This window comes from Streptomyces himastatinicus ATCC 53653, from assembly GCF_000158915.1.
Classification (GTDB): domain Bacteria; phylum Actinomycetota; class Actinomycetes; order Streptomycetales; family Streptomycetaceae; genus Streptomyces; species Streptomyces himastatinicus.
This window is the reverse complement of the sequence record NZ_GG657754.1, coordinates 1,796,047-1,816,197: the sequence shown is the minus strand read 5'-3', so window position 1 is coordinate 1,816,197 and position 20,151 is coordinate 1,796,047. Positions and strand designations below refer to the sequence as shown.

Here is a 20,151-nt window from a genome sequence, read left to right as displayed (position 1 = left end):
TACTAACTCGGCCCCGGCGCCGGTTCTTCCCGGTCCTCCAGCCGCATGCCCCGGCTCTCCGCCACCCGCAACGCGTCATGCAGCGCCTCGGCGAGCCGGTGCCCGACGAAGCGCAGCTCACCGGCGTGCGTCTTGCGGTCCCGGAGGAGCGGGCGCGCATGGGCCAGCAGCTCGGCCCCGGTGCGGAGCTGCACGGTCTCCATCTCGTCGGCCAGCCGTGAGATGTAGCCCGCGCCGGAGTCGTCGGAGACGAGGTAGCAGGGCTTGCCGTTCTCGTTCGGCCAGGGCAGGAGACGGGGGCGTGGGGATGGCATGGGGCGGCTCCATGGGAGGGGGATGTGATGGCGGAAACAGCTTCGGGTGCGCGGAAGCTGACGCGCAAGATGACAGGTAATTTCCGCTTCGAATGGCATATGTGACCGAGTGGGCAATTGGCCTGATGCGCCGGTCTGCCGCTGCCAGACTCGAGACCCGCATCACGGCATGGCAGGCTCTACCCGACGGAAGGCATACTCGTGGCAGCACCAACAGGGCCGACGGTCCGTCGCATGCAACTCGGCTGGGAGCTCAAGCGATTGAGAGATAAGGCCGGATTCACCCTCGCGGAGGCGGTGGACGGGTTGACGTTTTCCACCACGAAGCTGTTCCGCGTCGAGAACGGGCTCTCTGCCCTGCCCAAGGCCGCCGACCTGAAAGCCCTCCTGGACCGCTACGGAGTCGAGGACGAGGAAGACGTCGACTTCCTCATGCAGATCCACCGCGATTCCCTCAACCGGGGCTGGTGGTCTGTCTACCGAAGTGTGCTTCCATCCGGGATGGGGATGCACATCGGTTTGGAGAGCGGAGCCCGCACCAGCCGGACGTGGCAGCCGAACGTGGTCTTCGGTCTGTTGCAGACGACTCGCTTCGCAAGGGAGCTGTTCCAGTCCGCCAAACCGGTCGAGGAGACCACGACCGAGTTTGTCGAGCGGCACATCCAGATCCGGATGGAACGGAAGAAGGCCCTGACGCGCAGAGACAATCCGATGGAACTCTGGGTCATCCAGGATGAAGCGTCGCTGCGACGCGTGGTGGGCAGTCCGGACGTCATGCGTGAGCAGTACGAGGAGATCCAGAACCTGGTGCGGCTCGACAACGTCACGGTCCAGATCCTTCCGATGGCCACACCCGCATATCGGCCCCACACGAACTTCAACCTGTGGGAGTTCGGCAGTCCGCTGCCGTCGGTGGTGCAGAGCGATGCCGCCGACGGGTCGGACATCAGCGACAAGGAAACGACGATCTGGGCCTTTTCCCGCAGGTTCGAGCACCTGCGGGCCGCGGCTCTCGCTCCCGGCGAGACACCGGGGTTCCTGCAAGGGTTAGCACGGGAGATCTGACATGACCCACGGCATAGCATCCGACGTCGCACCCGAGGCGGCCTGGTTCAAATCCTCCTACAGCGAGGCGAACGGCACCGGCTGCGTCGAGATCGCCCACCTCACCCGCACCGCCGAGGTCGGCATCCGCGACTCCAAGGACAAGGCCGGCCCCGCCCTGGTCGTCCCGGCCGCCGCCTGGGCCGCGTTCGTCAGCGACGTCAGAAGGGCCCATCGGGCATGAGGTTGGTGCGGTGGCAGATCGCGCCACTGTTACTGATGGCGGTGGTGGCGGGCTGCGCTGGCTCCGGTTCCTCTCCATCCGGAGGTGGAAAGGTGCCGGAGGTCAAGGAGGCGGACGATCTGCCGCCGCTGCCCATTGACCGGTACAAGCTCGGCAAGCGGGCCACCAAGGAGTTCGACACGGCGCGGAATCGCCTCGCACAGCGCTGCATGGTGGGGCTCGGCTTCACCGACTTTCCCCTGGACCCGAAACCCCCGAAGAGTTACGGGTCGTCGGGGGCGCCGGGGGCGCCGGGGGCGTCGCTCCTGACGCTCCGCAGGAGCGAGACTCCGTTGGGGCCGCTCGACCTCGACCAGGCCAAACGGTGGGGATACGGCTGGGCCCCGGCGAAAGCCCCGTTGGGCGTGGCCGGGCCGAAGGGCCGCGCCATGACGGATAAGGAGTACGCGGCCCTGTACGGCCGGTCCGGCGATGCCCCGAAGGGCGGTTGCGCGGGGCAGGGAGACCGGCAACTGCTCAAGGGTGTCGCGGACGCCACCCACATGTGGGCGTACCCCAGCCGCCGCCAGGAGCGGCTGGAGAAGGCGGTGGCCAAGGACCGGCGCATGCGGAAGGCGTTCGCGACCTGGTCGGACTGTGTCGTGGACAAGGGGTTCAAGCGGTACCGGAACCCGGAAGCCGCACGGCAGGACAAGGCCTGGGGCACGGGCCGCGACGGCAACACCACCCATACCCAGCGGGAAGTGGGCACTGCCGTCGCGGACATCGAGTGCAAGCGGAAACACAACACCCTCGGGGTGTGGTGGTCCGTGACGGCGGAGCGTCAGCGGGCCGACATCGACCGGAACAAGGCCGTGTACGAAGCGGTCCGACGGGACCTGGACACCGTGCGGGCCAACGTGCGCTCGACCGCCGACGGCTAGGCCGGGGCGGATGCCGACAGCGTGATCCCTTCGGCCGGGCCGGTGGTACCTTCCAGGAAAACTGTCCGGTGAGAGACATGGGGGCGGAATGCCTGCGTATGTCATTTCCGAGGTCGAGGTCCTCGACGAGCCGCAGGCCGCTGTCTACCGCGAGCTGGCCGCTGCCTCGATCGCCCGGTACGGCGGCCGCTACCTCGCGCGGGGCCGGGAGCCGGACGCGGTGGAGGGGGAGTGGCCGGAGGAGCGGAGGATGGTGATCCTCGAGTTCCCCTCCATGGCCGAGGCCCGCCGCTGGTACGCGTCCCCCGAGTACGCCGAGGCGCTGGAGGTCCGCAAGGACGCCCTGGACCGCAGGCTGCTGTTTGTCGACGGCGGGCCCTGACCACAACGGCGGGCCCGACCGCGGACGTACGTACGGCCTACCGGCCCCCGGCGACCAGAAGCGGCGCGCCGCCTGGGGCCGGACGGCCGTTCCCGGGCGCGTCCGCCACCAGACCGCGCGACGCCAGCTCCGGCGTCACGCCCTCGCCGAACCAGTAGGCCTCCTCCAGGTGCGGGTAGCCCGACAGCACGAAGTGCTCGATGCCCAGGGCGTGGTACTCCTCGATCCGGTCGGCCACCTCCGCATGGCTGCCGACCAGCGCCGTACCCGCGCCGCCGCGCACCAGCCCGACCCCCGCCCATAGATTGGGCGAGATCTCCAGCCCGTCGCGCGAGCCGCCGTGCAGCGCCAGCATCCGCTGCTGCCCCACGGACTCGCTGCGCCCCAGCGCCTGTTGGGCCCCCGCGATCGCCTCCGGGGCGAGATCGTCCAGCAGCCGGTCGGCGACGGCCCACGCCTCGCGCGAGGAGTCGCGGGCGATGGTGTGCAGCCGGATGCCGAAACGGACCTCCCGGCCCTCCCGCTCCGCCAGACCCCGGATCCAGTCGATCTTCTCCTTGACCTGGGCGGGCGGTTCGCCCCAGGTCAGATAGACATCCGTGTGCCGGGCGGCGACCGGTCCGGCGGCCGGGGAGGAGCCGCCGAAGAAGATCTGCGGCAGCGGGTCGGGCGGCACCGCGGTCAGCCCGCCCCCGATCTGGTAGTGCTCGCCGTCGAAGTCGTAGGGTTTGCCGCCCCACACACCCCGTACGACCTCCAGGAACTCCGCCGTGCGCGCGTACCGCTGGTCGTGGTCGAGGTGGTCGCCGAAGCGCCGCTGCTCGGCGGAGTCGCCGCCGGTGACGATGTTGAGCAGCAGCCGCCCGCGGGTGATCCGTTGGTACGTCGCGGCCATCTGCGCGGCCAGCACCGGTGAGATCAGCCCCGGCCGGAAGGCCACCAGGAACTTCAGCCGTTCGGTGTGCTGGGCGAGCGCGGCCGTCGTCAGCCACGCGTCCTCGCACCACGTGCCGGTCGGGGTGAGCACCGCCTCGAACCCCAGATGCTCGGCGGCCTTGGCGATCTGCGTGAGGTAGTCGATGTCCGGCGTCCGGACGCCGCTCACCGGGGTGATGCGCGAGCGGTCACCGCCGGTGTAGGCGTGCCGGTCGACCAGGGTGCGCCCGTCGCCGCCCGTCGGCAGGAACCAGTGCAGGCGGACGGACATCAGGAGCCCTTTCCGAAGGTACGCGGCGCGGTGCTGGACGGCGGCAGACCGCCGTTGAAGCGGGTGTCCACGTAGTCGGCGAAGTTGATGCGGCGCGGGGTGAGCTTCAGCTTGGCGAAGGTGTCCGCGATCTCCTGCTCGGAGGCGATGGCGGGCTTGTCGACGGCGGTGTAGACCCGGGTGCCGTTGGTCCGCTTCACGGCGGCCAGCGCCACGTCGTACGGGAGCCCGGTCTCCTTGCCCCACACCTTGGCCCACGCCTCGGGGTGCTTGTACACCCACTTCTGGGCGCGCCGCAGCCGCTCCAGGTAGTCCTTGATGACCTTCGTCTTCTTCTTGTCATCGAGGGAGGTGGGGTTGGCGACCTGGAAGTTGAGGCCGTTGGTCACGCCCTTGCCGGTGGTGAGGACCCGCGCGTCCGCCTGGCTCTCAGCCTGCGCGGTGTACGGGTCCCAGATGGCCCAGGCGTCCACCTTGCCGCCCTTGAAGGCGGCCAGCGCGTCGGCGGGCTGAAGGAAGCTGACCTTGACGTCCTTGATCGAGAGCCCGGCCTTCCGGAGCGAGGCGACGAGCTGGAAGTGGGCCGAGCTGCCCTGTGCGACCGCGACCCGCTTGCCCTTGAGGTCGGCGGTCTTCTTCAGCGGCGAGCCCTTCTTCACCACGATCGCCTCGCCGTCGGTCGTACCGTGCTTGGCACCCACGACCTTGATCTTGGACTTGGCGGCCGCGGCGACGACGGGCGGGGTGTTGCCGACGCCGCCGATGTCCACGGCCTTGGCGCTCACGGCCTCCAGGATCGGCGGGCCGGAGGTGAACGTCGACCACTTGATCTTGTAGGGCAGGTTCTTCAGTTCACCGGCGGCGCGCAGCACCGCCTCGTCATTGCCCTTCTGGTCGCCGACGTTCAGGGTCACATCGCCCTCGCCGTCGGTGTTGCCGGCGGCACCGGACGAGCCGCCGTTCGAGTTCGAGCTGACGCATGCGGACAGCGGCAGAGCGAGGGAGATGAGCAGGGCCGGGACGATTCGCCGTCTCATGTCAGCAGGGTCCGTTCGTGGTGAGGGTGGTACAGAGGGGGCGCGCGAGGGGGTTCGCGCGACGGGGTTCGTACGAGAGGGAGCCGAGGAGGCGCTACGCGACCTTCTCGACCTCCGCGGCTTCGGGTGCCTCCACACCCAGTCGGTCCAGCAGTTGGGTGCGCAGATCCGCGATGTACGGGTCGGCGATGTCGCGCGGTCGGTCACGGTCCACCCGGACCTCATGCGCGATGACGCCGCCGTCCATCACCAGCACGCGGTCGGCGAGCAGCAGCGCCTCCTCGACGTCGTGCGTCACCAGCAGCACCGCGCAGCCACGGCTCTGCCACAGATCGGAGACCAGCCGCTGTGCGGTGATCCGGGTGAGCGCGTCCAGCGCGCCGAACGGCTCGTCGAGCAGCAGCAGATCGGGCTCGCGCACCAGCGCCCGGGCGAGCGAGGCACGCTGCGCCTCGCCACCGGACAGCGTCTTGGGCCAGGCGTCGCTCCGGTGGCCGAGCCCGACCTCCTCCAGCGCCTTCTCGGCAACCTCCCGCCCGGGGCTGCCGGGAAGTCCGAGCAGCACATTGCGCCACACCTTCTTCCACGGCATCAGCCGCGGTGCCTGGAAGGCGACGGCCTTGCGCCGCGGGACCAGCACCTCGCCGTTGATTTCCCGGTCGAGCCCGGCCAGTACGCGCAGCAGCGTGGACTTGCCGCAGCCGCTGCGGCCGAGCAGCGCCACGAACTCGCCTTGCGGGATGGTCAGTTCGAGGTTGTCGATGACGGCGCGGCCGTCGAAGGACCGGGTGAGCGAGTCGACCCGTACCGCCGCGTCGTCCGTCGTTTCCTTCGTGAGCGGATTTACTTGCCGGTGAAGGTCGGTCGCCATTGCAGCAGCAGCCTCTCCAGAGTGCGGACGATGAAATCGGCGAGCAGGCCGAGGGCGGCGTAGACGATCAGGCAGACCACGATCACATCGGTCTGGAAGAACTCCCGCGCGCGGTTGAGCAGGAAGCCGATTCCGTCGTCCGCGTTGATCGTCTCGCCGAAGACCAGCGCCAGCCAGGCGGTGGCCAGCGAATACCGCAGGCCGGTCATGGCTCCGGGCAGCGCGCCCGGCAGCACCACATGGCGGATCAGCCCCCAGCGCCCGAGCCCGAGCGAGTTCCCGGCCTCGATGAGCTGCGCGTCCACACCGCGGATGCCCGCGTACACATTCAGATAGAGGTGGAAGGTGACACCGAGCGCGATGAGCGCGATCTTGGGGGCCTCGCCGATGCCCATCCAGATGATGAACAGCGGGATCATCCCGACCCACGGGATGGTGCGGAACATCTGCACGCTCGCGTCGACCAGGTCCTCGCCGAGCCGCGACAGCCCGGAGGCCAGCGCCAGGGCGACCCCGATGATCCCGCCGATCACCAGTCCGTTCAGCACCCGCTGCACCGACACCAGCATGGCGTGCGGCAGCGTGCCGTCCTGGATCATGCCGGAGGCGGTACCGGCGATGGTGCCGGGCGAGGCGAGCATGTCGGAGGGCAGCACGCCGGTCGCGCTGCACACCTGCCAGAGCAGCAACAGAAAAAGGGGACCGGTCGTGCGGCGCAGCCAGCGGGGTACGGAGCGACGGCGCGCGGACAGGGGCACGACCGGTTCGAGAAGAACCGGGGACACGGGGACTCCAGAAAAGGGGCACGCCTCGGCGCCCGCACGGCACGACGGTCAGAGCGGTACGACGAAAACGAGAATGAGGGAGGGGGAGGGAAAGGTCAGCAGGCGCCGGGACACGCGGCGGACGCCACCCGCAGCAGGTCGATGTGACCGCGCGTGGTGAGCAAGGCTGACGTAGACATGTCCTCGAAGCTAGCGACGGTGTCCAGAACCGGTCAATGCCGTCTTGCCCCTCGGACCTTTGTTGCGGGAGTTTTAACAGAGCACGTACGAGGATGGAGTCATGTCTACTTTCCGCACCCACACGCTCGACATCACCACCGGCGCCACCGAGACCGTCGCCGACCTCACCGCCGACTGCGAGGCGTATCTGCGCGAAGTGGCGCAGGGCGCCGACGGTCTGCTCAATGTGTTTGTCCCGCACGCGACTGCCGGTATCGCGATTCTGGAGACGGGCGCGGGCAGCGACACCGACCTCCTCGCCGCCCTCCGCGACCTCCTCCCCGCCGACGACCGCTGGCGCCACCGCCACGGCTCCCCGGGCCACGGCCGCGACCACGTCCTCCCGGCCATCGTCCCGCCCCACGCCACCCTCCCCGTCCTCGGCGGCAGCCTGGCGCTGGGCACGTGGCAGTCGGTGTGCCTGGTCGACACCAACCGGGACAACCCCCACCGCACGGTCAGGTTGTCGTTCCTTGGCTGATCAACCCGCGTCCCCGGCGTCGTCGGGAGCCGGTCGTCTGGACGACCAGGTCCCCTTTCTCGCCCGGCTGGAACACCCGGAGCGCGTCGCCCTGTTGGAGCTGGGACGTCCCGTGAAGTATGGCCCGCGCACGGTCCTGGTCCGGCAGGATGATCCGTCCACGCATGTGATCCTCATGCTCGGCGGCTGGACCAAGGTCACCCACACAGCGGCGAACGGCTACGAAGCCCTGCTTGCGCTGCGCGGTCCGGGCGACATCGTCGGTGAGGCCTCCGCCGTAAGCGGCGGCCCTCGCTCGGCCACCGTGACGGCTCTTGAGGATGTGTCGGCTGTCACGATCGAGCGTGACCGCTTCCTGGCCCATCTCGCGGCCCAGCCGTCGACCTCGCTCCAGCTCCTCAGCCTTACCGCGGACCGGACACGGGCAAGTGACCGGCAACGCGTGGAACAGGGCGCGCTCGGGGCCCGGGAGCGGTTGTCCCTCCTGCTCCTGGACTTGGCGCGCACGCATGGCGCGCAGGTCCCCGAAGGCGTGCGGCTGACCAGCGGCCTCAGCCAGCACGAACTGGCGGGCTCAGTGGGAGCTTCGCGTGAAGCGGTGGCCCGACTGCTGAGGGAGTTGCGGGAACGAGGCATCGTGCGGACCGGCCGCCGAGGGCTGGTGATCGTCCGTCCGGATCAGCTGCGTCTGATCGGACGTGGCGGTTAGCCCTTGTGCGTCATCGATCACAGAAGGTGTGTGACAACGTCCCTCCTCCATTGTCAGTCCCTCAAGGGATAGTGCTGCGGACCGAGTTCGAGCCGTCTCCGAGAGGCACGCATGACACTGGCCCTGACAGAACCCGTCAACCGCACCATCCTGCTGCTGGACATCGAGAACTTCAGTCGCCGGGACGACGTGGAGCAGTCGTTCCTGCGCCGCAGCCTGCACGGCCTGGTCGAAGACGCCCTCGCCGCGGCCGGTGTCGAGCCGAACATGCAGTACCGGGAGGATCGGGGGGACGGACTGATCATCCTGGTCAGCGCCGAGGTCCCGAAGACGGCGCTGCTGCGCTCGTTGCTGGTCACGGTCCCGGACTCGCTGTGCGCGTACAACCGCCTGGCGTCCAGCAGCGCCCAGATGCGGCTGCGGATGGTCCTGGCTTCCGGGGAGGTGGCCCTTGACCCCTACCGCGGCACGGTCGGCGGGCTCGTCGGTCACGACCTGAACCAGTCCTGCCGACTTCTCGACGCCGACGTCCTGCGCGAAGCGCTCAAGCAGCGCGACGAGGACTGTGTGCTGTGCGTGTCGGCACCCGTGTACCACGGCGTCGTCCGTCACGGTCATCGCGGGCTGCGGGCAGCGGACTTCCACCACGTCGACGTGGCGGTGAAGAAGGACCAGCTCGAAGCGTGGCTGCACGGACCGCTCCCGCGAGGCACCTCCGCCACCGCGCCGACGTCGGAGCGGGGGCGGGACGGCTCCCCGGACGCGGTCCGGGGAGCGGGCGAGGACGCCGCTGAACGGCCCTCCGCACCGAGCGGTACAGACACCGGGGGAGGGCGGATCACCGTCAACGGCGGTTCCCTCAGCATCGGGGGCAGCCTGGTCGGTGGCAATCAGACGGGCGTGAGCGGCGGCAACGTCACGGGCGATGTCGTTCTGGGGAGCGTCCGGCATGAGAACAACGGCGGGCGGGCATGAGCGAGCAACCGGCCGAGGAGAAGGCCGACCAGCACCTCGACGAGACCGCTCCGGGGTCCGAGGAGTCCGAGCAGCCCGAGGAGGAGAACGACCGCCCCCAGGACCCGTGGGCGGCCCGGCGCGAACTCCACCGCCACGCGCCGACCGCCATCGGGGGCAGCCTGGTCGGTGGCGCCCAGACGGGCGTGAGCGGCGGCAGCGTCACAGGCGATGTCGTTCTGGGGACGAAGATCGAGCACCACTACCGCTTCGGCGCCGCCACCCACACCTCTGGCTCCATCCCTGACAGCGAACTCCGCGATCTGAGGCAGGTGTTCGCGGGCTACGAGGAGCTGGTGCACCCGCTGGTGGACCGGCTGCGCGACGAGCGGGTCCTCGTGCTGTCCGGCGCCCCCTTCAGCGGCCGGCGCAGCGCCGCCCTGATGCTGCTGCACGCCCTGGACGCCGTACCGGTACGAGCCCTCGACCCGAAGACCAGGCCGACCGCGCTCAACGAGCAGGTGACCGGCGATACGCGCGGCTATCTCGTCCTCGACTTGGTGACCGGCCATGATGCCCCCCTACGCGACATCGACCTGTGGTCCGTGCGGGACGAACTCAAGCAGAACAACGCCTACCTCGTCATCACCGTCGACCTGTTCGCCGTTCTGCACGGTGTCGACGCCGTCGAGTGGCAGCCGCCGTCCCCTGAGTCCGTCGTTCGCTCACATCTGCACCACCTGGTGGACGATCCGCCACGCGAACGCGAACTGCTCGGTCTGCCACCCGCCCGGGAATTCCTCGGCCGGACCGACCACCAGCTGCGCGAGGCCGCGGAGTTCGCGAAGGCGCTGTCCGACCACGCGGAGGGCGGGCGGAGCCTCGACCAACTGGCGGCCTTTGGCCGGTCGATGATCCAGGAACAGGTGCGGGAGTGGTTCGGGGGCGACGAGGCCTCCCTGCGGGACAAGGCGTTCCTGATCTCCCTCGCGGCGTTCGACGAGGCCGCGTACGCGCTGACCGCCGAGGTCAGCGACGACCTCTACGCACAGTTCCAAGGCACCGAGGATGCCAACCGGAGAGCTCGGGTCGGCGTCTTCGGCACATCCATCACCAAACGATTGCGGCTCGCCCGTGCCACCGCGTACTGGCAGGAGGAGCACACCGAATGGGGGCCGGTCACCCAGCGCATGGCCCGCTTCCAGGAAGGGAGGGTCGCCGCCGAGGTGCTTCGCGAGGTGTGGACCGGCCACCCCTCGGCACGACCAGGCCTGATCCGCTGGCTCCAGCGGCTGGCGAATGACGGCCGGCCGCTGGTGCGCACCAGGGCGGCGGTGGCCGCAGCAGTGCTGGCCCAGGCGGACCTGCCGTCCGCGATGGCACTGCTCATCGAGGGGTGGGCGAAGTCCAAGCGCTACCGCGACTGCCTGGTGGCCGCCAACGCCCTCGCGACGGCGCACGCCGTAGGCGCCCCGAACGTCCCCGCGATCCTGCGGACCTGGTGCGACGGCGACCCAGCCGAGCCACGGCTGCGGTGGACGGCGATCCGCGGCTACGCCCTGGTGGGGGCGATGATGCCGCGCGAGGCGCTCGCGGCGCTGGCGGACGCCGCCCGGACGGGTGAGGACGAGCAGGAGGCCCGGCACATCGCGGAGTCCGCCGCGCTGCTGCTCACCGATGAGTCGCCCGCGGTCCGCGAGCAGGTGCTGCGGGACATGGCCGAACTGCTGGGGGACGCGCCGTCCGTCAGGCGGCTGGCTCTGCATGCCTTCGTGCTGGCCTGTACCCACACCGACGATCTGTTGATCTTGCGGTGGTACGCGACGGCCGGCGAGCGGGGCGGCCCCGAGGACGCCCGTCAGCTCGCCCATCTGTGGCGCACGGTCCTGAACGACATGCGCTACACCAGTGAAGCCTTGAAGGCCTTGGGCGACTGGGTCCGCGAGGCGGACCAGGACCCGGAGGCCGAACGTCACTTGGCGGTGCTGCTTCCAGCTCTCGCCGTCACCGGAGACGACCGGAAGCGCATCGGACATCTCCTCGCGACGCTGCGCGACCGACGTGGGGACGCCCCACTGCCGGTGGCAGCCCGCCTGTCGGCCGCGCTGTAGGCGCCGCGGTCCGGCATCCCTCGTCCCTCATCCACGAAGTACTGGAACACAGACCAAGGAGACATGAACCATGGCCGACTCCCGTCGCCAGTTCGACTGGGACCAGGGCGTGGACCGGCACAGCGTCCTCGCCGACCCGGTGGTCACCGTGCGTACGCTTTCCCGGTTCGACTACCGCAGGAACCACAGCCGGATCGACAACGCCCTGGTGTTCACCACCGGCAAGGGCGGCTTCGACGTCTGGCTGCCGCCCCGTCGCCCCTCCCGCTCAGAATGCGCCACCAAGCGGTACACCGCCGTCTACGAAGTGGACATGGGCGTCCACCGCTGCACCGCCACTCTCCTGCTGCCGAGCGACAACGACGCCTTCGACTTCACCACCACACTGGAGACGACGTGGCAGGTCAACCGGCCCGATCGGTTCGTCGCCAGCGGTGAGCGGGATGTGCCGGCCCTGCTCACCCGGCGTCTGGAGGAGCTGATGCGGCCCGTCAGCTGCGGTTTCTCGATCGACCACAGCGCCGCCGCCGAAGGCGCGGTACGCCGCGTACTCACGAAGGCCGGCGCACTGGCCGACGACATCGGGCTGCGCGTGACGTGGACGGTCCAGATGCGACGGGACGACGATGCCATCGCTCATCAGCGGGAGCTGCGCCGGATCCGCTATGCCGACGAAGAGTTGGGTGACTCGCACGACCTGGCGATGCGCGAGGACCGCCTCCAGGCAGAGCGTCACACGGCACAGGCGCGGCACGGACACGAACTGGCCATGCTCCAGGGCCACCAGGAAGCGGAACTACGGGAGTTGGAAGCGAAGAAGATCCAGTACTACCAGTACTACCTCCAGCACGGCGGGGTGGCGACCTGGGCCCTCCACCTGGCTCGTCACCCCGAGGACTCGCGCCTGGTGATGGACAACCTGCGCGCGGACCAACTGGCCCTCATCAAGAGCCAGACCGAGGTCGCCCTACAGGTCCTGAAGGGGGAGAACATGGAGGAGTACCAGCGCGCGGGCCTGAACAAGCAGGCCGTGCAGATCATCGAGGAACTCCTCACCCACAGTCTGCCCGGCGCCTCTCCGGCCCCTCCCATGCCGGGCTCGCTGTCCTGGGGCGGACAGGCCGAATCCGCGGCGGACGAGGCGTGAGCGGCAGCAGGGCAGCGGACGGGCCCGGTGTGGGGGGACGTCTGCTCGCGGAGGTGAGGGCGGAAGTGGCCCATGCCGACAGCAAGGCCGCCCTGCTGCTGGGTGCGCTCAGCATGACGGTGGGTCTGTTCGGGGGGCTCCTCGCTGCCCGCGGCGGGGCGTTGTCCGGGCTTTCCGGCACCAGGACCGGGCTGCTGTGGGCCGGACTGACGGCTCTGGCCGGATCGCTGGTCTGCCTCCTCCTGGCCGTCCTGCCGCGGTACGGCAGCAGCCGCTGGGCCCCGGGGCGACCGCTGACCTACTTCGACGACATCCGCCGCGCCACGGATCAGGGCCTGCTGACCGAGGCGCTCGACGCCACCGAGGAGGATCCCAACGGCGGTCTGCTGGAAGCACTCGCCCAGAACAGCCGCATCGTCGGCAGCAAACACCGCTGGATACGCGCGGGCCTGGCCGCCTATTGCGCGGGGGTGGTGCTGCTGCCCACCGCGCTGACCATCCGCTGAACGCCGCCGGCTCGCCGCACCATCCGGACACGTCCGTTCGTACGTAGGGGAAGACACACCATGGCCACTCCACCCGACCCCACCGGTTCCGACCGCGCCCCTTACCCCCAGCCCCCGCAGTCTCCGGCCGCCGTGTTCCCCCCGCCGCCGCCCTACCCCGGCGACCGGCCTCCGCCGCCCCCTTATCCCGGCGAGGAGTTGCCGCCTCACCTCGGTGACCGGTCCCAGGATTCCGGCCCTGTGGGATCCCGTCCGCAGGACGCGGACTTCGGCCGGTCAGGCCGAGTACACCTCGCCGATCGGCAACGGTGGACTGACGCCACGGCCATGGGCCGACTCCTGCTGTACCTGCCGTGGTGTGCCGCCAGCCTGCTGCTCGTGGCGTTGGTCGCCTGCGCCCTGCTCTCGACCGCGGGCTGGGTCGTCGTCCTGATATGGCTCGCCACGGGCGCGCTGGCGTTCCACCGGCCCACCGAGAGCGCCCTCGCTCGCCACCTGCTCGACCTGCGTTACCCGACCCCGCGGGAACGCAGTCGGCTGGAGCCGGTCTGGCGGGAGGTGACAGCCAGGGCGGGCGTCGACGGCAGGGCCTACGAGTTGTGGATCCAAGACAGCGAAGCGATCAACGCCGTCGCCGCGGCGGGTCACATCGTCAGCGTCACCGGGTATTCCCTCGAGCACCTGCCGAGCGACCACCTCGCTGCGGTCCTCGCCCATGAACTGGGGCACCACGTCGGCGGACACGCTTGGTCCTCCCTGCTGGGCGAGTGGTACTCCGCGCCGGCACGGATCGCTTGGGCCGTCGTCCGGTGGCTGGCCCGGCACGGGCTCCGCATCGGCCGACGGCGGGGCGGCTTTGTGGCACTGGTGCTCGTCCTGGCGGTGGGCAGCGTCCTGGTGGCGCTTGCGCTGTCCTACTGGTTCGTTCCACTGGTGCTGGTGGTGGCGCCGTACCCGATGGCGGCGCTGGCGCGCCAGGCCGAACTACGGGCCGACCGATATGCGGCGGCGCTCGGTTTCGGCCCCATGCTCGCCGAGGTGCTGCACACGATGCAGAGGGGGGAATCGGATGCCGAGCGTCGTCGCCTGGTTGCCGCCGACTCCGGCTGCGGCGGAGCTGCGAGCATGGCCGGTGCGACGGGGCGGGCTCGAAGCGGCCGACCGATCATGATCGACAAGCTTCTGTCCACACACCCGGATTACCACACGCGCCTGCACCATCTGGCCCCATACCTGGCGAGATGGCGGTGAAGTGCTCGGCCGGAGAGAGGAGAGCCCAGTGAAGATAGTGCTACCGGGAGGAACCGGGCAGGTGGGCGGCATACTGCATCGTGTGCTGACCGCCGCGGGCCACGAGGTCGTGGTTCTGACCAGGCGGCCGGTTCGGGACAGTGACGTCTGGTGGGACGGTAGAACGCTGGGCCCCTGGGCGGCGGCGCTCGACGGCAGCGATGTCGTCATCAACCTCGCCGGCCGCAGCGTCAGCTGCCGCTACACCCAGGAGAACCTTCGGGCCATGATGGATTCGCGCGTGGACTCCGCGCGTGTGGTGGGCGAGGCGATCGCGGCTGCCCGACGGCCTCCCCGGGCCTGGCTCCAGATGAGCACCGCCACCATCTACGCCCACCGCTTCCACGCGCCCCACGACGAGGCGACTGGAGTGATCGGCGGTACCGAACCGGATGTCCCCGGTTACTGGGGCTTCAGCGTCGAGATCGCGAAGAAGTGGGAGCGGGAGCAGGAGCAGGCCGATACGCCGTACACCCGCAAGGTGGCCATGCGCTCGGCGATGGTGATGAGCCCTGATCGTGGTGGTGTCTTCGACTACTTGCTGTGGCTGGCGCGGCTCGGCCTCGGCGGGCCGGTCGCAGGCGGCGCGCAGTACGTGTCCTGGATCCACGACCTCGACTTCGTCCGCGCGGTGGAGTTCCTGATCGACCGGGACGATGTCACTGGTCCGGTCAATCTGGCGGCCCCGGATCCACTGCCGCAACGGGCGTTCATGCACGCGTTGCGACGAGAATGGGGCGTGCCGGTGGGCCTGCCGGCGACGAAGTGGATGGCCGAGATCGGCGCGTTTGTGCTGCGCTCCGACACCGAACTCCTGCTGAAGAGCCGCCGGGTGATGCCGGGTCGGCTGCTCAAGAATGGATTCGTGTTCGACCACGCGGATTGGCCGAGTGCCGCGGGCGAACTCGTCCGGCGGGTACGGCAGGAGCGATCCGGTGCAGGAGTGGTCCGGGAGTCCAGGTGGGTGGCACGGCCAGCTCCTCCTTGTCGCCACCGTGGCGGCGACAAGGAGGGCGGCAAGGGGTGATCGCCGGGCTCAGCAGGCCGAGTTGGTCTGGGTGAGGAGGCCGAGGCGCCACGGCAGGGTGTTGTAGTCGCCGCCGGCGTTCGGGTTCATGCCCTGGTAGAGGTACTGGAGCTGGCACGGGTTGATGGTGAGGGTCTGGTCGGTTCCGGCGCGGATCAGTTCGCCGTGGCTGATGTCCTTGGTCCAGGCGCCCGCGGGGAAGGCGGTGTTGTTGGCCCGGGCGAAGGGGTTGGCCTCGGAGGCGGCCAGCTGGGTCCATGAGCCCGCGATGCTGCTGGAGGTCCAGGACCGGAAGTAGCGTTTGCCGTCCGATCCGATCGCCTCGACGATCAGCAGATACTGGTTGCTGCCCTGCACCTTGTAGATGTTGCTCGCTTCGAACAGGGCGTATTTGTTGGAGTCCTGGGCCGCGATGACGGTGTTGGTGAAGCCGTTGGGGAACTGGGCCAGGGTCGTCTGCGAGCGGTAGAGGTGGCCGTTGTCGTCGGAGGAGAACAGGTAGCAGTTGGCGCTGTCACAGATCACCCACATGTCCACCCAGTAGCCGTTGCCGATGTTCTGCTTGATGATGTCCGGCATGGCGGAGTAGAAGTTCTTCGGGGCGCTCCAGCCGTTCGGGTTGCTGATGTCGCTGTTGGTGGAGTACGAGGCGTTCCCGGTCTGGTACACGAGGTACCACTTGTTCTGGGGCGCGAAGTAGAACACCTGCGGCGCGGCCCGGTAGCCGGTGCCGATGGCGCTTCGGTCCAGGTAGTGATGGGTGGCCGAGGCCGCCTGGGACCAGTCGGTGAAGCTCAGGTACACCAGGTTGTAGCCGGAGGCGCTGGCGACGCTGGCGAAGACGTGCCACTTGCCGTTGTGGCGGACCACCGTCGGGTCCTTGAGCCCGGCGATGTTGTGGGTGGCGTCCGGCTTCGGGGACATCAGGATTCCGCTGGAGTTCCACTTGAAGCTGGAGGGCAGGGAGGCGGTCGGTGACGTTGCGGCCTTGGTAGCCGCGGGGGTGCCGCCCAGGGCGGTCAGCGTGGCGTTGTAGGCCGCTTTCTTGTTGCCGTTGTTGTCGAAGAGCAGCGGCTTCTCCCCGGCGCGCCAGGAGTCGCTGTCCCGGATGCCCCAGACGGTGATGCCGGTGCAGCGGGGGACGTTCATGCAGGCCCTGGTGGTGTTCGTGTACGCGGCCGCCGGCGCCTGCGCGATGTCCAGCTCGGTGATCTGCACGTCCACGCCGAGGGCGGCGAAGCTGGACAGCGTGGTCTGGAAGCTGGTCGGCGGGCCGCCGGAGCCGAAGTGGGCCTGGAAGCCGACGCAGTCGATGGGCACCCCGCGCGCCTTGAAGTCGCGCACCATGCGGTAGACGCCCTGGGTCTTCGCGGCGTTCCAGTCCTCGATGTTGTAGTCGTTGTAGCAGAGCTTGGCCGCCGGGTCGGCCGACCGGGCGGTGCGGAAGGCCTCCTCGATGAAGCCGTCGCCCAGCAGGTTCTGGAACACCGAGGGGCGGTGCTGGCCGCCGCCACCGTCGGCGAACGCCTCGTTCACCACGTCCCAGGCGTAGATCTTGCCCTTGTAGTGGGCCATCGTGGTGGTGATGTGGTTCTTCATCACGCTGCGCAGAGTGGTGGCGTCGCCGATGGAGCTGACCCAGCTGGGGAGCTGGGAGTGCCAGACCAGGGTGTGTCCGCGTAAGCGCTGTCCGCGTGAGGTGGCGTGGTTCGCGATCTGGTCGGCCGGGGCGAAGTTGAACGAGCCGCGGGACCGCTCGATGGTGTCCCACTTCATCTCGTTTTCCGGGGTGACCATGTTGAACTCACGGTTCAGGATGCCCGCGTACGTGGTGTCCCCGAGTTTGCCCGCGGCCACCGCGGCCCCGAAGTACCGCCCTGACTGGGCCGCTTGTGCGCCCAGGGTGGAGGCCTTGGCGGAGCCGGTCGCCGTCTGGGCCTGAGCGGGGCTTGTCGCGGCACCCGCGGTTCCGGCCAGTCCGGCCGTCGTCATGACGGTGGCGGCCAGTAACCCGAGCAGCGAGGCTCGGGTTCGGCCGCGTCGTGGTGTGAGAGCCATGTCTCTCCTTGGGGATGTGGGAGCGCTATGGGAGCGCTCCCATGAATGCTGGCATGAACACGACCAACAGGGAAGCGCTCTCACATATTGGCGGGAGGAGTTGCCCGGCACCGGCCCGTGACGGCCGCGACGCGGTGGCCCCGCCCGCCCTGTCGCGGGACCACCACGAGCCGCACCGCGTGGCCCGCCCGTTCGGCCGGGCCACGGGCGGCCGCGTGCCGGGCCTGCCGCACCACGTGTAATCCGCGCCGATCCCGGGCACCCGCGCCCGGCAAGCACTACGCCTACCAGAACAGCGGGCCCGGCCCGGCCCGTACGCGCCCGGCCGGAACCGCGGAACGGAAGGCTATGAACAGCGGTTTCATGGGGCCGGGAGGCTTCGGGCCGGATCCGTTCGAGGAATACCTGACGCGGTTCCTCGGCGGCGGGCCGCGCGGTCCCCGGCAGATCGACATCGGTCGTCTGATGAGCGACCCCGCCCGGCAACTGGTCGCCGACGCCGTCTCCTACGCCGCCGAGCACGGCAGCACCGACCTGGACACCAAGCACCTGCTGCGCGCGGCGCTGACCGCGGAACCGACCCGGGGTCTGCTGGCGGGGGCGGGGGCCGACACCGACGCGCTGGCCGCCCAGATCGACCGTACGAGCGGCGACGGACCGCCACAGAACCGGCTGACCGTCACCCCCGCGGTCAAGCGCGCCCTGCTGGACGCTCACGACCTGGCCCGCGCCACAGGGGCCTCGTACATCGGTCCCGAGCACGTCCTCGGGGCGCTGGTCTCCAACCCCGACTCCGCCGCCGGACGCATCCTCAACACCCTTCACTTCGACCCCACGGCGGCCCAGCAGGGACCGCAGACCGCACCGGGGCAGCCGCCGGTCACCGCGACCGGGCAGCAGCCCGGGGGCCGGACGCAGGACACGCCCACCCTGGACAAGTTCAGCCGCGACCTGACCGAACTCGCCCACCAGGGCCGCATCGATCCGGTCATCGGCCGCGGGGAGGAGATCGAACAGACCGTCGAGGTGCTGTCCCGCCGCGGCAAGAACAACCCCGTGCTGATCGGCGACGCCGGTGTCGGCAAGACCGCCATCGTCGAAGGGCTCGCCCAGCGCGTCACCGAAGGCGATGTCCCCGACATCCTGCTCGGCCGCCGCGTGGTCGCGCTGGACCTCTCCGCCGTCGTCGCGGGCACCCGCTACCGGGGTGACTTCGAGGAGCGGCTGAGCGGCATCATCGAGGAGATCCGTACGCATTCCGAGCAGCTGATCGTCTTCATCGACGAGCTGCACACCGTCGTCGGCGCGGGCACGGGCGGCGGCGAGGGCGGCTCCATGGACGCGAGCAACATGCTCAAGCCCGCGCTGGCCCGTGGCGAACTCCATGTCATCGGCGCCACCACGCTGGAGGAGTACCGCCGCCACATCGAGAAGGACGCGGCACTGGCCCGCCGTTTCCAGCCCGTCCTGGTGCCCGAGCCCACCGCCGCCGACGCGGTGGAGATCCTGCGGGGCCTGTGCGACCGCTACGAGGCCCATCACCAGGTCCGCTTCACCGACGAGGCGCTGTGCGCCGCCGTGGAGCTGTCCGACCGCTACCTCACCGACCGGTTCCTGCCCGACAAGGCCATCGACCTGATGGACCAGGCCGGTGCCCGGGTGCGCTTGCGCTCGCGGACCAAGGGCACCGATGTGCGCGCACTGGAGCGGGAGGTCGAGCAGCTGACCCGCGACAAGGACCAGGCGGTGGCCGCGGAGGAATACGAGCGGGCCACCGAACTGCGCGACCGCATCGGCGAGCTGAACGCCCGGATCGAGGCGGGCGACGGCACGGAGCCGGACGACGGGCAGAGCCTGGAGGTCACCGCCGAGGACATCGCCGAAGTGGTGTCCCGGCAGACCGGCATCCCGGTCAGCAGCCTCACCCAGGAGGAGAAGGACCGGCTGCTCGGCCTGGAGGAACACCTGCGCAAGCGCGTCATCGGGCAGGACGAGGCCGTCGGCGCCGTCGCCGAGGCGGTGCTGCGCTCCCGGACCGGCCTGGCCGACCCCGGCCGCCCGACCGGGAGCTTCCTCTTCCTCGGATCCACCGGTGTCGGCAAGACGGAACTCGCACGGGCCCTGGCCGAGGCGCTGTTCGGCAGCGAAGAGCTGATGGTGCGCCTCGATATGAGCGAGTACCAGGAGCGGCACACCGTCAGCCGCCTGGTCGGCGCCCCGCCCGGGTACGTCGGCCACGAGGAGGCCGGACAGCTCACCGAGGCCGTGCGCCGGCGGCCGTACTCGCTGCTGCTGCTGGACGAGGTCGAGAAAGCCCATCCCGATGTCTTCAACATCCTGCTCCAGGTGCTGGACGACGGGCGTCTCACCGACGCCCAGGGCCGTACGGTCGACTTCCGCAACACCGTCGTCGTGATGACGAGCAACCTCGGCTCCGAGGCCATCGGTGGCACCGCGCTCGGCTTCGGCGCCACGGATGCCGAGACCGGCGAGCAGGCCCGGCGCGAACGCGTCCTGCGCCCGCTGCGCGAGCACTTCCGCCCCGAATTCCTCAACCGCATCGACGAGATCGTCGTCTTCCGGCAGCTCGACGACGAGCAGCTGCGCCGGATCACCGACGTGATGCTGGAGGAGACCCGCCGTCGGCTGCACGCCCAGGACATCGCCGTCGAGTTCGCCCCGGAGGCCATCGACTGGCTCGCGCGCCACGGCCACCAGCCCGAGTACGGGGCCCGGCCGCTGCGCCGCACCATCCAGCGGGAGGTCGACAACCGGCTGTCCCGGATGCTCCTCGACGGTGGCCTCGCCTCCGGCGAGCGGGATCCGGGTGGAGGTCGCGGAC

21 protein-coding genes are annotated in these 20,151 nt (G+C 69.7%); 14 read left to right on the top strand and 7 right to left on the bottom strand.

The features are described 5' to 3' along the window. Positions 1 to 2 precede the first annotated feature (2 nt). Positions 3 to 314 carry a hypothetical protein gene (locus tag SSOG_RS06930; RefSeq protein ID WP_009713496.1) on the bottom strand — a complete coding sequence of 104 codons (312 nt, stop codon included), beginning with the start codon at positions 312 to 314 and terminating at the stop codon, positions 3 to 5. Positions 315 to 548: 234 nt separating this feature from the next. Between SSOG_RS06930 and SSOG_RS06925 the strand changes: the two genes are divergently transcribed. The 4 genes from SSOG_RS06925 (at position 549) to SSOG_RS06910 (ending at position 2,907) form a co-directional block, all read left to right on the top strand. Next, the gene (locus SSOG_RS06925) at positions 549 to 1,379 is read left to right on the top strand and encodes a helix-turn-helix domain-containing protein (RefSeq protein ID WP_106516365.1); all 831 of its coding nucleotides are present in this window, start codon (positions 549 to 551) and stop codon (positions 1,377 to 1,379) included. A gap of 1 nt (position 1,380) precedes the next feature. Beyond that, positions 1,381 to 1,602, top strand: coding sequence for a DUF397 domain-containing protein (locus SSOG_RS06920; RefSeq protein ID WP_009713494.1), 222 nt, complete (start codon positions 1,381 to 1,383; stop codon positions 1,600 to 1,602). Positions 1,603 to 1,694: 92 nt separating this feature from the next. Next, positions 1,695 to 2,525 carry a hypothetical protein gene (locus SSOG_RS06915; protein ID WP_167542469.1) on the top strand — a complete coding sequence of 277 codons (831 nt, stop codon included), beginning with the start codon at positions 1,695 to 1,697 and terminating at the stop codon, positions 2,523 to 2,525. Positions 2,526 to 2,613: 88 nt separating this feature from the next. Further along, the gene (locus SSOG_RS06910) at positions 2,614 to 2,907 is read left to right on the top strand and encodes a DUF1330 domain-containing protein (protein WP_009713492.1); all 294 of its coding nucleotides are present in this window, start codon (positions 2,614 to 2,616) and stop codon (positions 2,905 to 2,907) included. A 37-nt stretch (positions 2,908 to 2,944) separates the two neighbouring features. On the opposite strand, the gene SSOG_RS06905 is transcribed toward SSOG_RS06910, so the two are convergent. The 5 genes from SSOG_RS06905 to SSOG_RS58385 all read right to left on the bottom strand — a co-directional run bounded on the left by SSOG_RS06905 (position 2,945) and on the right by SSOG_RS58385 (position 6,986). Continuing rightward, positions 2,945 to 4,114 carry an LLM class flavin-dependent oxidoreductase gene (locus SSOG_RS06905; protein WP_009713491.1) on the bottom strand — a complete coding sequence of 390 codons (1,170 nt, stop codon included), beginning with the start codon at positions 4,112 to 4,114 and terminating at the stop codon, positions 2,945 to 2,947. Next, a complete protein-coding gene (locus tag SSOG_RS06900; protein WP_009713490.1) occupies positions 4,114 to 5,151 on the bottom strand; it encodes an ABC transporter substrate-binding protein in 1,038 nt (345 codons plus the stop codon). Before SSOG_RS06900 ends, SSOG_RS06905 begins: the two co-directional genes overlap by 1 nt. Positions 5,152 to 5,245: 94 nt before the next feature. Further along, positions 5,246 to 6,022 (bottom strand): ABC transporter ATP-binding protein, encoded by a 777-nt coding sequence (locus SSOG_RS06895; protein ID WP_009713489.1) that lies wholly within the window; start codon positions 6,020 to 6,022, stop codon positions 5,246 to 5,248. Continuing rightward, positions 5,995 to 6,807: an ABC transporter permease gene (locus SSOG_RS06890; protein WP_009713488.1), complete on the bottom strand. Its 813-nt coding sequence runs from the start codon at positions 6,805 to 6,807 to the stop codon at positions 5,995 to 5,997. Before SSOG_RS06890 ends, SSOG_RS06895 begins: the two co-directional genes overlap by 28 nt. A 95-nt stretch (positions 6,808 to 6,902) precedes the next feature. Then, positions 6,903 to 6,986 carry a putative leader peptide gene (locus SSOG_RS58385; protein ID WP_361476881.1) on the bottom strand — a complete coding sequence of 28 codons (84 nt, stop codon included), beginning with the start codon at positions 6,984 to 6,986 and terminating at the stop codon, positions 6,903 to 6,905. Positions 6,987 to 7,087: 101 nt separating this feature from the next. Here SSOG_RS58385 and SSOG_RS06885 point away from each other — a divergent pair, with 101 nt between their 5' ends. The 8 genes from SSOG_RS06885 (at position 7,088) to SSOG_RS06850 (ending at position 15,251) form a co-directional block, all read left to right on the top strand. Next, on the top strand, positions 7,088 to 7,507 hold the full coding sequence (locus SSOG_RS06885) for a YjbQ family protein (RefSeq protein WP_009713487.1): 420 nt from the start codon (positions 7,088 to 7,090) through the stop codon (positions 7,505 to 7,507). Then, positions 7,500 to 8,216, top strand: a complete 717-nt coding sequence (locus SSOG_RS06880) for a Crp/Fnr family transcriptional regulator (RefSeq protein WP_009713486.1) — start codon at positions 7,500 to 7,502, stop codon at positions 8,214 to 8,216. Before SSOG_RS06885 ends, SSOG_RS06880 begins: the two co-directional genes overlap by 8 nt. 111 nt (positions 8,217 to 8,327) lie before the next feature. Further along, positions 8,328 to 9,191: a hypothetical protein gene (locus SSOG_RS06875; RefSeq protein ID WP_009713485.1), complete on the top strand. Its 864-nt coding sequence runs from the start codon at positions 8,328 to 8,330 to the stop codon at positions 9,189 to 9,191. Continuing rightward, positions 9,188 to 11,281, top strand: a complete 2,094-nt coding sequence (locus tag SSOG_RS06870; protein ID WP_009713484.1) for a hypothetical protein — start codon at positions 9,188 to 9,190, stop codon at positions 11,279 to 11,281. Before SSOG_RS06875 ends, SSOG_RS06870 begins: the two co-directional genes overlap by 4 nt. Positions 11,282 to 11,351: 70 nt before the next feature. Beyond that, complete coding sequence (locus SSOG_RS06865; protein WP_009713483.1) at positions 11,352 to 12,428, top strand: hypothetical protein; 1,077 nt, start codon at positions 11,352 to 11,354, stop codon at positions 12,426 to 12,428. Next, positions 12,425 to 12,934, top strand: a complete 510-nt coding sequence (locus SSOG_RS06860) for a Pycsar system effector family protein (protein WP_050799799.1) — start codon at positions 12,425 to 12,427, stop codon at positions 12,932 to 12,934. Before SSOG_RS06865 ends, SSOG_RS06860 begins: the two co-directional genes overlap by 4 nt. 327 nt (positions 12,935 to 13,261) lie before the next feature. Continuing rightward, positions 13,262 to 14,185, top strand: coding sequence for a M48 family metalloprotease (locus SSOG_RS06855; RefSeq protein ID WP_039936764.1), 924 nt, complete (start codon positions 13,262 to 13,264; stop codon positions 14,183 to 14,185). A 28-nt stretch (positions 14,186 to 14,213) separates the two neighbouring features. After that, a complete protein-coding gene (locus tag SSOG_RS06850) occupies positions 14,214 to 15,251 on the top strand; it encodes an epimerase (RefSeq protein WP_050799797.1) in 1,038 nt (345 codons plus the stop codon). Positions 15,252 to 15,260: 9 nt separating this feature from the next. On the opposite strand, the gene SSOG_RS06845 is transcribed toward SSOG_RS06850, so the two are convergent. Continuing rightward, a complete protein-coding gene (locus SSOG_RS06845; protein ID WP_009713479.1) occupies positions 15,261 to 17,309 on the bottom strand; it encodes a glycoside hydrolase in 2,049 nt (682 codons plus the stop codon). A gap of 53 nt (positions 17,310 to 17,362) precedes the next feature. On the opposite strand from SSOG_RS06845, the gene SSOG_RS52235 reads away from it, so the two are divergent. Continuing rightward, positions 17,363 to 17,551: a hypothetical protein gene (locus SSOG_RS52235; protein ID WP_154685903.1), complete on the top strand. Its 189-nt coding sequence runs from the start codon at positions 17,363 to 17,365 to the stop codon at positions 17,549 to 17,551. 106 nt (positions 17,552 to 17,657) lie between these two features. Beyond that, positions 17,658 to 20,151: ATP-dependent Clp protease ATP-binding subunit (locus tag SSOG_RS06840; protein WP_009713478.1), on the top strand; the 2,494-nt coding region annotated here is incomplete at its 3' end.

Bases quoted from the DNA above. Each gene is read 5' to 3' on its own strand.
- SSOG_RS06930 (WP_009713496.1), bottom strand. From the start codon at position 314: ATGCCATCCCCACGCCCCCGTCTCCTGCCCTGGCCGAACGAGAACGGC.
- SSOG_RS06925 (WP_106516365.1), top strand. From the start codon at position 549: ATGCAACTCGGCTGGGAGCTCAAGCGATTGAGAGATAAGGCCGGATTC.
- SSOG_RS06920 (WP_009713494.1), top strand. From the start codon at position 1,381: ATGACCCACGGCATAGCATCCGACGTCGCACCCGAGGCGGCCTGGTTC.
- SSOG_RS06910 (WP_009713492.1), top strand. From the start codon at position 2,614: ATGCCTGCGTATGTCATTTCCGAGGTCGAGGTCCTCGACGAGCCGCAG.
- SSOG_RS06905 (WP_009713491.1), bottom strand. From the start codon at position 4,114: ATGTCCGTCCGCCTGCACTGGTTCCTGCCGACGGGCGGCGACGGGCGC.
- SSOG_RS06900 (WP_009713490.1), bottom strand. From the start codon at position 5,151: ATGAGACGGCGAATCGTCCCGGCCCTGCTCATCTCCCTCGCTCTGCCG.
- SSOG_RS06895 (WP_009713489.1), bottom strand. From the start codon at position 6,022: ATGGCGACCGACCTTCACCGGCAAGTAAATCCGCTCACGAAGGAAACG.
- SSOG_RS58385 (WP_361476881.1), bottom strand. From the start codon at position 6,986: ATGTCTACGTCAGCCTTGCTCACCACGCGCGGTCACATCGACCTGCTG.
- SSOG_RS06885 (WP_009713487.1), top strand. From the start codon at position 7,088: ATGTCTACTTTCCGCACCCACACGCTCGACATCACCACCGGCGCCACC.
- SSOG_RS06875 (WP_009713485.1), top strand. From the start codon at position 8,328: ATGACACTGGCCCTGACAGAACCCGTCAACCGCACCATCCTGCTGCTG.
- SSOG_RS06870 (WP_009713484.1), top strand. From the start codon at position 9,188: ATGAGCGAGCAACCGGCCGAGGAGAAGGCCGACCAGCACCTCGACGAG.
- SSOG_RS06865 (WP_009713483.1), top strand. From the start codon at position 11,352: ATGGCCGACTCCCGTCGCCAGTTCGACTGGGACCAGGGCGTGGACCGG.
- SSOG_RS06855 (WP_039936764.1), top strand. From the start codon at position 13,262: ATGGGCCGACTCCTGCTGTACCTGCCGTGGTGTGCCGCCAGCCTGCTG.
- SSOG_RS06845 (WP_009713479.1), bottom strand. From the start codon at position 17,309: ATGGCTCTCACACCACGACGCGGCCGAACCCGAGCCTCGCTGCTCGGG.
- SSOG_RS52235 (WP_154685903.1), top strand. From the start codon at position 17,363: ATGAACACGACCAACAGGGAAGCGCTCTCACATATTGGCGGGAGGAGT.